The organism is Apilactobacillus sp. EABW-1NA (genome assembly GCF_030398685.1).
In the GTDB taxonomy this organism is placed as follows: domain Bacteria; phylum Bacillota; class Bacilli; order Lactobacillales; family Lactobacillaceae; genus Apilactobacillus; species Apilactobacillus waqarii.
The window spans coordinates 1-12,690 of the sequence record NZ_JAPDKO010000007.1 but is presented as its reverse complement, the minus strand read 5'-3'; the positions used below and the strand labels follow the sequence as shown (position 1 = coordinate 12,690).

General features: G+C 34.5%; 13 protein-coding genes. 8 read left to right on the top strand and 5 right to left on the bottom strand.

The features are described from left to right. Window positions 1-44: 44 nt before the first annotated feature. Window positions 45-194 carry a hypothetical protein gene (locus OEZ61_RS03060; protein WP_155453936.1) on the top strand — a complete coding sequence of 50 codons (150 nt, stop codon included), beginning with the start codon at window positions 45-47 and terminating at the stop codon, window positions 192-194. A gap of 36 nt (window positions 195-230) precedes the next feature. On the opposite strand, the gene OEZ61_RS03055 is transcribed toward OEZ61_RS03060, so the two are convergent. Beyond that, on the bottom strand, window positions 231-581 hold the full coding sequence (locus OEZ61_RS03055) for a hypothetical protein (RefSeq protein WP_034534205.1): 351 nt from the start codon (window positions 579-581) through the stop codon (window positions 231-233). A 160-nt stretch (window positions 582-741) separates the two neighbouring features. On the opposite strand from OEZ61_RS03055, the gene OEZ61_RS03050 reads away from it, so the two are divergent. The 5 genes from OEZ61_RS03050 to OEZ61_RS03030 all read left to right on the top strand — a co-directional run bounded on the left by OEZ61_RS03050 (window position 742) and on the right by OEZ61_RS03030 (window position 5,173). Then, entirely contained in the window at window positions 742-1,935 is a 1,194-nt protein-coding gene (locus tag OEZ61_RS03050) for a PucR family transcriptional regulator (protein WP_290046888.1), read from the top strand. 15 nt (window positions 1,936-1,950) lie between these two features. Further along, complete coding sequence (locus OEZ61_RS03045; protein ID WP_290046886.1) at window positions 1,951-2,535, top strand: hypothetical protein; 585 nt, start codon at window positions 1,951-1,953, stop codon at window positions 2,533-2,535. Between the two features lie 790 nt (window positions 2,536-3,325). Then, window positions 3,326-4,057 carry a hypothetical protein gene (locus tag OEZ61_RS03040; protein WP_034534199.1) on the top strand — a complete coding sequence of 244 codons (732 nt, stop codon included), beginning with the start codon at window positions 3,326-3,328 and terminating at the stop codon, window positions 4,055-4,057. After that, the gene (locus OEZ61_RS03035; protein WP_034534196.1) at window positions 4,041-4,247 is read left to right on the top strand and encodes a hypothetical protein; all 207 of its coding nucleotides are present in this window, start codon (window positions 4,041-4,043) and stop codon (window positions 4,245-4,247) included. Before OEZ61_RS03040 ends, OEZ61_RS03035 begins: the two co-directional genes overlap by 17 nt. Before the next feature lie 353 nt (window positions 4,248-4,600). Then, window positions 4,601-5,173, top strand: a complete 573-nt coding sequence (locus tag OEZ61_RS03030) for a hypothetical protein (protein WP_034534194.1) — start codon at window positions 4,601-4,603, stop codon at window positions 5,171-5,173. A 756-nt stretch (window positions 5,174-5,929) separates the two neighbouring features. Here the strand turns inward: OEZ61_RS03030 and OEZ61_RS03025 are convergent. The 4 genes from OEZ61_RS03025 to OEZ61_RS03010 all read right to left on the bottom strand — a co-directional run bounded on the left by OEZ61_RS03025 (window position 5,930) and on the right by OEZ61_RS03010 (window position 9,976). Next, the gene (locus tag OEZ61_RS03025) at window positions 5,930-7,315 is read right to left on the bottom strand and encodes an amino acid permease (protein WP_034534193.1); all 1,386 of its coding nucleotides are present in this window, start codon (window positions 7,313-7,315) and stop codon (window positions 5,930-5,932) included. A gap of 154 nt (window positions 7,316-7,469) precedes the next feature. After that, window positions 7,470-8,855, bottom strand: a complete 1,386-nt coding sequence (locus OEZ61_RS03020) for an amino acid permease (RefSeq protein ID WP_290046882.1) — start codon at window positions 8,853-8,855, stop codon at window positions 7,470-7,472. Window positions 8,856-9,050: 195 nt separating this feature from the next. After that, window positions 9,051-9,407: a hypothetical protein gene (locus OEZ61_RS03015; protein ID WP_034532328.1), complete on the bottom strand. Its 357-nt coding sequence runs from the start codon at window positions 9,405-9,407 to the stop codon at window positions 9,051-9,053. Between the two features lie 14 nt (window positions 9,408-9,421). Beyond that, window positions 9,422-9,976 (bottom strand): NAD(P)-binding oxidoreductase, encoded by a 555-nt coding sequence (locus OEZ61_RS03010; protein WP_053793112.1) that lies wholly within the window; start codon window positions 9,974-9,976, stop codon window positions 9,422-9,424. Between the two features lie 135 nt (window positions 9,977-10,111). On the opposite strand from OEZ61_RS03010, the gene OEZ61_RS03005 reads away from it, so the two are divergent. After that, complete coding sequence (locus OEZ61_RS03005; protein ID WP_263500777.1) at window positions 10,112-11,044, top strand: aldo/keto reductase; 933 nt, start codon at window positions 10,112-10,114, stop codon at window positions 11,042-11,044. Between the two features lie 176 nt (window positions 11,045-11,220). Further along, window positions 11,221-12,531, top strand: a complete 1,311-nt coding sequence (locus tag OEZ61_RS03000) for an NCS2 family permease (protein WP_290046880.1) — start codon at window positions 11,221-11,223, stop codon at window positions 12,529-12,531. Window positions 12,532-12,690: the final 159 nt, after the last annotated feature.

The following is a 12,690-nucleotide window of genomic DNA, read 5'->3' as shown; positions in this document are numbered from 1 at the left end:
ATAGAATTAGAATTATATTAATAAAATTCATAGGAGTGTTTGTCGTGCAATTTATTTTCGCTTTACTTCATGGAATCGCCGAAATGATTTCAAACTCAATTGCTTTTCACTTAACCCTATTACATATTGAACCTTCAGACATCTTTTTGAAGCTTCCCCACATTATTCAATCAATCGTTAACTTTATTAGATAGATCAAAAAGACACTCCTGTTTAGGAGTGTCTTTTGTTTATTTGCTTAAATCACTATCATTAAAAATTTTGGTGATTTTAGTTCCGCTACTATCAACTCTTCCGTCAACACCAATGGTTAAAGATTTGTTTCTATATGTAACAACATAGTATAAAAGGTTTCCCGACCCCTGGTTATCAGTAAATTTCGGATGTTCTTTACGATGTTTTTGAATGAACTTAATAACTGCTGGTTCCTTACAATATTTCTTCAAACTTTTATCGTTTTGAACGATACCGTAATATTCATTTTGCACACTGAAATCAGATTGCTTGTAAATATTAAAGGCAAGAACTGCCACTACCAAGACGCCAATCGCTGCCACAATTATGAGAACTGCTTTTTTCATCTTATATAACCTCTCTCTAATCCAAAATTAATGTTAGCCTTAACCGTATCACTTTCACACATCGATGTAAATAACTTTAATATGGAGTATCTTTTGTTTAATATCAAATTCATTGTGGTAATATTAGGCACAATAAAAACGTAAATCAGGAGGAATGCCCATGCCATCAAATAATGAAGCTGAACAGTTAAAGAAAATCATGAACGATACTTTAGACATATCAAAATACATATTAGCCAGCAAAGACGATGACGAAATTCTTACCCATATTGCCAAATTAATAAATTGTGATGCATATATTATGGATGTTTTCGGTCGCCTTCGTTCATACAGTGAAAACGCAAAGATGGATGCATCCCTCTTCGAATCCGTAACTCATGATCTAAAACTCATCGAACTAACCGAACCGGTCACCCTTTTGGACAAGTACAGCATCTATCCACTAAAGACTATGGACAAGTTGACCCGCAGATTTGTGGTATTTTCGATGAAGATGCCAGAAGATTTAAGCTCTCAATTATTGATTGAAAACATGGTCAACCTCCTAAGTCTAGAAAGCATGCAGGTCAGCATTAATTTGAACCAAGTTAGACAACGTCGCAACGAATTGTTCGACACCATCTTGGCGCAAAACCTACCGGAAAATGCCTTCGAAGATACTTTGAAACTAAACGGACTAGACTCTAATTCAATGTATAAGGCGTTTGAAATCGACGAAATTAATTCCGTCGACACCGGACACCACCAAGAAGATATGCACCGTGTTAACGACTATATCTACTGGTACTTTGAAAAGTTACAAATCCCAATCATCTTGATTTCATGGCATTTCAAGCCATTCATTTTGGTCGAAACTAAAAAGAGTTTGTTACCATTATTAAACGAACTAAGTAAGTTCATCCACGAAAACTTTGTTGGATCAAAGACGCAAATCGGATACACCAACGATGCTAAGCCACTGATTCAATTCAAGAAGTTACTTCGTGAAGCCGATGAATCCTTGGATGTCGCTAAACGTGAAAACATATTGAAGCCAAATAAGTTCATCCCGCAACAGGTTGAAGATATCTTGAGCCTAGTACCAAAGAAAGAAGCCGACATGTTTGTCGACGCCATCCTCGGTCCTGTTTTAAACCTAAAGGATGACGAAAAAGATGAATTAATCGAATTGCTTTCCTACTACTACGCCGATAATCAATCGATTTCAATGGCGGCCAACGATCTATTCATTCATAGAAATACCGCCGTTTATAGATTAAAGAAGCTGGAAAAACTACTTAACATGAGCCTAAACGATGTTTCAGATAGTGAACAACTCAGAATGGCTACCAAATTATACTTAATTCACCACTAAGGAGGGCTAATTTATTTGATTGATAGCAATATAAATAAGTATATCGATAATAATGATGTTTTAGAGATATACTCAAAATCCAGGGATAACTTTGAGTTTGAAGATTTTATTTTGGGAATTATTGTGTCAGAAAAAGGTAATTATCTATTGGTTGAAACACTAGATGATTCTGGACTCTTAGATTCATATACATTATTACTAAAAAACGATATTTCTAAAATATCTTCAAATACCAACTATACAAATGTTTTTACTCATTACGTCAACAGCAATAAAAAGAATGATATATACGATCCTTTTGAGTTGAAAAAAGAAATGAGCAGTATACGTAATAAAAAACTGGATGATATTATCCAAACTTTCTTGAGTAACAGAAAAGTTATATCACTTTGTACAAGTGTTGATGAAAACTTCCATAAAGGAAACATAATCGCATATGACAAGAATCACATCGTTTTAGATGAAGAAAGGTATCAACAAACTTTTGAAAGTGAAATACAAGAAAAAAATAATTTAATAAAATTAGATACTATAACTGCTTTTGACTTGTTAAGTAAAGAAAATAAACTATATGAACAATATTTAAACAAAGACATATAGTTCTTAATTAATATTCCGAAATTCACAGAATTTATAGGAGAAAACACAAACGAATTTAATCTCTCTATTAGAAACATTTTTCTGTATAATTTCTATTTTCAAAAAAAAATTAAATAAAAAAGGTCAGGACATATTCCTGGTCTTTTTTAAAATTCACTATCATCTTGATTTTCAGTAATTTCACGAATGAAATTCTCTGCTTCATTGGAAATAATTAATTTTTTCTTATCCTCAATCCCTGCATTTCTGACAACTGTAAAGATATAAAATTCGATATATGCAATAAAAAAAGAGCCAATCGGCTCTTTTTTAATAGTTAATCACATTGTTTTCTCCAATTGATAACTTAGGAACTTTTACTCTAACACTTTTTTATGAAATTCCTTTTGATCAATTGTGATTGAATTGGATTTTCTTAATTTCTTTTGGTTAATAAAAACTATATTTGCACTAGAATCTGCCACGAATTCTTTAATTACCTTTCCTCTGTTAAAAACTCTGATGGTAGATGGAGCTACATTGCTAAGATAAATTTTTACGCCCTTTTCGTTTCGTGTATTTTTATAAACGACAGGCTTTTCAGTAATCTAATTGTGGAGAACACAAAAAGCGTAGATAACTTAATAATTAGGATGCGTCTTTATTTGTATAAAAATTCAAAAATAAAATATTTTAATTTAATCAACAAATAATTCTATAATTAGGTTATTTAAAAAACTTATTTGACAATAAGTTAAAAATGATGATATTTTGTATTAGTTACATAATTAATTTTTAGGAGGATTTCATTTTGAATTTAAACAAATCTTTAAAAAGAACTGGAATTATTCTTTTCTCAACCATCACTTTAGCAGGAGTTACTGTCCCAGGAATGTCAAACGCTAAAGTTTTGGCTGATTCAGTAAAATCTACTCATGTTGAACAAAATAATTCTATTTCTAAAGATTCAACATCAAAACAAGGAAATAATATTTCAAAATTATTTAAAAAGGCTGATAAATACATATCAATGGATGGTAATCAATACGTCTTAAGTGATGAAGCATCTAAAGATTTTTCAAAACAAGAACTGGATACAATCCAATCCCAAATCAACAATGCTAATGAATCTATAAAATTATCATTGAATAATAAAAAAGTTTTTACTACAGTTAATCATGCAAGTAAGTCTATAACTAATTATATTCCAAACACAAATACGAATAACAATAATAGAAAATTTGGTCATATGTTATATCGTTATGGTTCTAATAAAGTAACAATGGGTTGGAATTATGTAAGACTTTACATGAATAAGACTACAACACAAGGTGTAATAACAGGTGGAATTGCAATTACAGCAAGAATAACTGACATGCTTGCAACAGTTTTAACAGATGGATTAGCATCTGTTCTAGCAGACCTAGTTATTACAGGATTAGCTGCATATTTAGGTTATGTATCAGTTACAGCTATTAAAGGTGGTACATATGTAGATCTTAACACTATAGAAATGGAGATTAATAATGCTGGATGGCAATAGAAAAAAAATATTTATCGTAGCAGACCTTGTGCTTACATTCTTAATTGCTGCTTCTGCTGGATATTTATCAGGTAAATTTAATTTTTCTTCAAGTCAGAACATTATAGCTACTATTGCGGTAGTAATTATAATATCAACTATAACTCATATAATACGTTTAAAAATGAATGATAAGCAGAAAAAAAAGTAATTTAATTAGTAAAAATTAAATATATTCTTTTAAGCATGATATTTATTAACTATACAAAATATAATAGACATCATGCTTTTTATATATCTTATGATTAGGTATCTATTTGTTTTATAGAAGTGGGATATATCCATAGAAAGATGTGATCTATTCAAAGTTTGGATAGATCATTTATTAAACTGCAAAATACTTAATAGTTATTTGCATATTATGTAATCTCTTTTATATGAGTATTTCTTTAATGCAATTAAATTATGCAATAAATAGGTTAAAATTAAACTTTTTTTAAACCAATATCAGTATTTTTTATAATAAAATAATTATGAAAAATATAATTATAGGAGTGATTAGAGTTGCAAAAAAATAATGTATTTAAGCTAGCAATTATTTTTTTATTAACATTAGTTGTAAGTACCGCCACTGTTATTCCAGCTGCTAATGTTCGTGCTAATGCTAACGCTAACGAACAACAAGAAAACATTTCTAAGGTTGTTTATAATGATTCAATAAATCAAGCTACTGTAAACTATTTTACAGATAATAATGGTCAAAATTTTTATAATGATCTTACTAATAGTTTAGCTGCTGAAGGCAAGTATCCAGAAAGCTTAGAGCTTCGTTGGTTCGACTCTGCTGCAGTAAAAGTCGGTGTAAAAGCTATGATACTTGCTATGAAACGTATTGGAAAAAAAGTGTGGGATGCAGCAATTGAAAGAGTTGTTAAGCACATTCCAACGAAGGAAACAACTAAAAAAGCTTTATTTAAATTTCTTCAATTTAAATCTTTGATGACGGCTCTTGATATAGCTACTGGCATTAATGGTAAAATTGAGGACATTTTGACAAGTATCCTATATAAAGGAGTTCATATTCCTAAATTTATCGCAGGAATTATTGCAAGAGCGGTGGTGGACATTGCCCTTTGATTAAATCATTAAATATAGCCATTGTTTTTAACATTATCTATGCATTAATCATATCATCCTTATTTGTGTATGTACTAAAACCATACTTCTCGATTATTGATATGAATAATCCAATTATTGCAGGAACTAACATTGTTTTTATAATACTTTTAGTAATTACCATTCTAAAGGTATATAGTTGGTTTATAAATGCGGATATCCAAGTAATTAGTTACTGTATATTTTTTATATTATGCTGTTTATTCATAATCCTATTTAAATGGTTATAAATATTATTGAAAAAGGTTGAAGGTAGATTATATTACCTTCAACCTTTTTCAATAATAAATAATAATTATAAAATCAATTTTAAGAGGAAGGGACGTTCAAATGAGATATGGATATGCAAGAGTTAGTACTTTAGGACAATCGCTAGATAACCAAATTCAATCACAATTGATCAAAAGGAATTTAATAAAAAAACAAGTGTTAGAGTAAAAGTTCCTAAATTATCAATTGGAGAAGCTAATATGATTAACTATTAAAAAAAGAGCCATTTGGCTCTTTTTTATTTTATCCATTGACGGCATTTAATCCGACTGCAATACCTGCTAAAAAGCCAATAATTACAATAGCGGTAAATAAAAACCAATATCTGTATTTATAAATTTCTCTCATAATAAGCACTCCCCCATTGATTATGTTGATTATTTGATATCAATGATTATAAATTAAACATCAAAAAAGAGCTAGCTATATTTAGCTAGCTCCCTTTTTTTAGGCATATGCTTTTGAGTTTCTTTCCTTTAGATATAGAGCTCCGCAGAAAACGATTGACCAAATAATTGCACCAATTGCTCCAACCACGTCACCTGGGATAAAGAATAGACTCGCGAAAATGACGAAGAAGAATAGGATTGTTAAAGGACTGGTAATTGTGTATCCAGGCATCTTGAAACCATCGCTTAGGAAGTCGTTTGATGCGCGGTACTTTCTGTGAGCAACCATTGTTAGTAGGTAAACAATGATGTACATGTCACTTGATGATCCAGCCACGATTGTAAATACAGAACTAATGCTGTTACTTACACTCATGATTGGAGTAATGAAGATTAGAGCAGCCGAGATTAGAATTGCGGCACTAGGGATTCCGTTTTTAGAAACCTTACCGAAGTGTCTGTTCATGAACCCTTCCTTACGTCCTTCAGTAGCTAGTTGGTAGAAGTGACGTCCGGCAGAGAAGATAATACTGTTTAGAGAAGATGCAGCTGATGTTAATACAACGAAGTTAATAATAGCAGCGGCGGCAGGTAGTCCAGCAAGTGTAAATACTTGAACGAATGGACTCTTATCTGGAGTGATTGATGTCCATGGAATAACTGCCATGATAACGGCTAGTGCTCCAATGTAAAAGATCATGATTCTCCATAAAGTTTCGTTAACAGCCTTCTTAACAACTTTGTGTGGGTTCTTTGATTCACCTAGGGTAATACTTACGAATTCAATACCTTGGAATGCGAAGAATACCATTGGGAAAGCAGAGATGAAGTTAAATGAACCATGTGGGAATAAAGTAAAATGATTAGTAATATTGCTAATTGATGCGTGTCCCAAAGGTGTTGATGTGTGAGCAAATACCATGATAATTCCAGTTACAATCAATGCGACGATTGCCACAATTTTGATCATTGCAAACCAGAATTCAGCTTCACCAAATAGTTTGGCGGCAATTAAGTTAATTGATGCTAGTACAACCAAGAAGGCAACTTCGACAATCCACGATGGAATGTTTGGGAACCAGAAGGCAAAGTATGTAGCAATGGCGGTTAGTTCGGCCATGCTGGCAAACAAAAGTCCTAACCAGTAACTCCAACCGGTGAAGTATCCAGCAGTTGGTCCGAGGTATTTGGAGATAAATGATACGAAGGTGTGTTGAGAAGGATCGGCGTAAAACATTTCACCGATGGCTCTCATCATTAGAAAGAAGAAACATCCTAATACTAGGTACACTAGCATTACTGACGGTCCAGTCTTTGAAATGGTACTTCCAGATCCAAGGAATAACCCGGTTCCGATGGTTCCACCAATCGCAATCATCTGAACGTGACGGTTGCTTAGTGAGCGAAGTGTACCATCCGCATTTTTCGTTATCTTTTCTTGCATAAAGATTCCCCCTTTTAAGCTTATTGATTTATTCGCTAATCAACTTAACTTTGATTGTTGAAAATATTATCATCATTTTTCTAGATGACAATAGCTTTAAAGGAGTTTTGGTAAATGTCACAAGGCGATTGTAATATCTTACAAAAGCGCTCAATTATGCTTTAGAACGGGAAACAAGACGTTTTATACCGATACCTGCATAGAATGCAACTGTCCAAATTACTGCACTAATTGCGCCGAGTTCATCCCCTGGAATGAAGAACAAACTAACGAAAATGAAGACGAAAAATGCAATGGTTAGTGGACTGGTAAATTGGTAAGCTGGCATCTTGAATCCATGATCCAAGAAGTCGGCTGACTTTCTGTATTTACGATGCGCAAACATGGTAAATAGGTAAACGATAATACACATGTCACTGGTTGCACCGGCAACTAAGGTGAACATGAATGAAACGCTATGCGTAACCGTTAGGATTGGGTTAATCAAGATTAAAGCAGCGGTTAGACCAATACTTGAGATTGGAATCCCGTTTTTTGAAACGTGAGTTAGGTTTTTATGAATAAATCCATCGGTATGAGTATCCTTAGCTAGTTGGTACAAATGACGACCAGCTGAGAAGATAATACTGTTCAATGAAGAAGCAGCTGATGTTAATACCACAAAGTTAATAACAGCAGCGGCTGCAGGTAACCCTGCAATTGAAAATACCTGCACGAATGGACTGTTAGTTGGAGATAGTTTTGTCCATGGAATTACCACCATAATTACTGATAGTGCTCCAATGTAAAAAATCAAAATTCTCCATAGAGTTTCATTAACAGCCTTCTTTACAACGGTCTTTGGATCCTTGGATTCCCCCAGCGTGATGCTGACGAATTCGATTCCTTGGAAGGCAAAGAATACCATTGGGAATGCGGCAAAGAAGTTGAAGAATCCGTGTGGGAACATTGTAAAGTGGTCAAAAATGTTACCAAATGAAGCGTGACCAACTGGGGTTGAAGCGTGGAAGAACGCCATGAAAATCCCGGTCACAATCAACGCAACAATGGCAATCACTTTAATCATCGCAAACCAGAATTCAGCTTCACCAAAGACCTTAACGGCAATGATATTCAATGTGGCTAAGACGGCTAAAAAGACGACTTCGATTAACCATGCCGGAATGTGTGGGAACCAAAAGTTCACATATGTAGCGATTGCTGATAATTCGGCCATGCTGGCAAATAGCAAACCAATCCAGTAACTCCATCCGGTGAAGTATCCGGCGGTGTGACCTAGATATTTAGTAATAAATGCAACGAATGTATGTTGGTTTGGATCAGAGTAAAACATTTCTCCGATTCCTCTCATCATCAAGAAGAATAGACAACCAATCACTAGATATACCAATAGTACGGAAGGACCGGTCTTTGAAATGGTACTACCTGAACCTAAAAATAGCCCTGTTCCGATGGTTCCACCAATCGCAATCATTTGAACATGACGATTACTTAGTGAACGCACCGTTCCATCGGCGTTTTTCTTATTTTTATCATGCATAGAAATGCCTCCAATATGGCTTTTCCATTATTCATAATTTAAATTTATCCCATGTAATTGTTGATAATACTAGCATTTATCGATATTTTAATAAGCAAATCTGGATGAATTTGTAACATTATACATACGACTTGTAGAATCATACAAAAAAGCCACACCATTTATTGGTGTGGCTTCGTTTCATGTGAAACATCTTTATTTATTTTGTGGCAACTTGTTATCTGCTAAAACATCGTTAGTGTATTGTTCCACTTGTAATGCCACTTCAGCAGCGTTTGGATCGTTTGGTTGTAAATGACTAGCAGTGTCTTGTGCAACTGCCCAGTAAGCCAAACTATCGGTAACTGGAACGATATCTCTAACAATTTCCATCTTTAATTCTGGACGTTGCTTTTGTAGAGTTTCAAAAGTTCCATAGTTGGTAATCATGTGAATTTCACCGCCTGATTTTGGTGAAACACTCTTGAAGATTACCAAGTGTGATTCCTTTTGAGTGTCAGTTAGTTGTTGTTTAATTTGTTTCAATTGTTCTTTGTTTAATTGTAATGCCATTTTAAGCACCTCACTTATCTTTCGATTAATCCAATGGATTGATTGATAAATTGTTGATATTCTACTACTTTCACGGCAGTGTTTGCAACATTATCGGCAGAAACACGACCGTATTGCATTGAGATTCCTTCATCAATTACGTCCAATTCACCAGTTTGTTCATCAACAATTTCGACCGGTCTTAGGATGGTGTATGGAATTTCGTATTCGTCCACCAACTTAACGGCGTATCTTTGTTGATTCAAGTATTCCTTATTATTATCCACATCTGGATAAGTCACTTCTTCGGTTAATTCATTATCGATACCGGCTGTTGATAACATAATAAACTGTTCAAGTGGTGGGTTAACGCGGTCCAATGCTTGGATGACCGCACCGATTTGTAAATCGACATCAAGTGGTCCCAAGAATGTATAGATAACGTTTACACCTTCCAAATTGTCGGCATAAGCATTAACATCCTCGAAATCGATGCCATCTAGTAAGTTTACTTCATATTGATTTGATAATTTATCGTAGACCTTTTGGCCTAATTGATGAAAATTACCAATAATCAAAACCTTCTTCATGGTTAACCCTCCTTCATTCATTAAATTTATTTTATCAAAAATTAATGCCTAAGTTAACGCCAAATGGTTTAAAAATCAGCGATTAGGGTTCATAATTAGTATGAACGTATAAAAAATTTGAGGAGGCCTTTTTACATGGTAAAAATTGGTAAATCAAACGTAGAATCAACCCCACTTGGTTTAGGAACCAATGCGGTTGGTGGTAACAACTTATTCCCAAACTTAAAAGATGAAACTGGTATTCAAATCGTAAAGACCGGTCTAGATTCTGGAATCACCCTATTAGATACTGCATTTGCATATGGTATGGGTCATTCAGAAGAACTAATTGGTCAAGCAATTAAAGGCTACGACAGAAGCAAGTTCGTTATTGCTACAAAGGCCGCTCAAGACACATCAGACGGCGATGTAAAAATTAACAATAACCCACAATTCTTAAAGAAATCAGTAGATGATGCATTGAAGCGTCTACAAACTGACTACATCGATATCTTCTACATTCACTTCCCAGACGACCAAACTCCAAAGGATGAAGCGGTTGCTGCATTAAACGAAATGAAGAAAGAAGGTAAGATTAAGGCTATCGGTGTTTCAAACTTCTCACTAGATCAAATCAAGGAAGCTAACAAAGACGGCTTAGTTGATGTTGTTGAAGATCAATACAGTCTATTACACCGTGATGCTGAAACTGAAATGTTCGATTACTTACGTGAAAACAACATTTCATTCGTACCATTCTTCCCATTAGCATCTGGTCTATTAACTGGTAAGTACTCAGAAGTTGTCGACTTCCCTGAAAATGATATCAGACACGGTAACCCTGACTTCACCGGTGAACGTTTCGAAAAGATCGTTGAAAAGGTTAACAACCTAAAGCCACTTGCTGACAAGCATGGCATTACCACTGCTCAATTAGTATTAGCATGGTACATCAAGAACCCAGACGTTACTGTTGTTATCCCTGGTGCAAAGCGTCCAGAACAAGTTGAAAGCAATGCAAAAGCATTGAACGTTTCACTAAGTGACGAAGAATATGCACAAATTGATAATGACTTTAGAAACATCTAATCGATTTTAACTCCAATGTTCGGATTTTACTCCAACATTGGAGTTTTTTTATCATAAAACGTCAATTTTCGTTTAAATTTGTCTAAAATAGTTCGCTTTTTAGTGGACTTAAGTTCTAATTATGGTAATATATACGTATAATATTAATAAATACGAACATTAAAGGAGAATGTTTCATGTTAAAGGGAATTGCTAATTTCTTTCATTTTGATGAACTAGGTACTAACTACCGTACTGAATTCATCGCTGGTTTAACTACCTTCGTTTCAATGGTTTACATTCTATTCGTAAACCCAAACGTTATGAGTGCTTCAGGTATCGATAAGGGTGCCATGTTCACTGCAACTGCTCTTGCAACTGCTCTTGGATGTTTCTTAATGGGGATCATCGCTAACTACCCAATCGCTTTATCTACCAGTTTGGGTACTAACGCTTTCTTCGCCTACTCAGTCTGTGTGGGTATGAAGGTTCCTTGGCAAACAGCGCTAGCCGGTACATTTATCGCAGCTATTATTTTCATGCTTTTAACAGCGTTCAAGCTAAGAGAAACAATCATTGACGCTATTCCTGCTGATTTAAAAAGTGCCATTGCCGGTGGTATTGGTCTATTCATTGCCTTTCTTGGTTTAAACCAAGGTGGCCTAGTTGTTGCTGACAAATCAACTCTAGTAACTCTTGGATCACTTCACGTTGGTAGTACTTGGTTAACCATCTTTGGTTTAATCCTAACCGTTGTCTTAATGAGTGCCCGCGTTCCTGCGGCTATCTTCATTAGTATGGTTGCTACTACTATTTTAGGTATGGTTACTGGATTAATCGCTTTACCAACTCACGTTGTTTCAAGCGTTCCAAGTATCAAACCAATCTTCTTAACTGCAATTTCACACGTTACTGACATCAACACATTACAACTATGGATTGTTGTATTTACATTCTTATTAGTTACCTTCTTCGATACCACTGGTACTCTAGTTGGTTTAGCTAAACAAGCTGGTTTCATCAAAGACAACAAGATTCCACGTATCGGTCGTGCCCTAGGTTCTGACTCATTAGCCATGGTTGGTGGTTCTCTACTAGGTTCATCCCCAATGGGTGCCTTCGTTGAATCATCAGCAGGTATCGCCGTTGGTGGTCGTTCTGGTTTCACAGTAATCGTTACTGGTATCTTCTTCTTACTAGGAACATTCTTCTCACCACTTCTTGGTGTAATTACCGATCAAGTTACTGCTCCTGCATTAATCGTTATCGGTATTCTAATGGCTAACGCCCTACGTGATATTCACTGGGACAAATTCGAATTAGCTGCTCCATCATTCTTGATTATATTAGGTATGCCACTTACTTACAGTATCTCAGATGGTATTGCTTTAGGTTTCATCGTATACCCAATCTCAATGTTGGCTGCTAAACGAGGAAAAGAAGTTCACCCACTAATGTACGTGCTAGGTGTAATCTTCATCATCTTCTTCTGGCTATTAAACGAATAATAAGACAAATAAAAAGAGACCTCTGTGGAGGTTGAACTGAACCCCTTGAGTTGGAGAAATCTAACCTAAGGGGTTCTTTTATGTTTTCTAAAGAATTAAAATTAGCTGCCATTAAAGATTATTATAATGGTTTAGGATTTACAAAAATTATTAATAAGT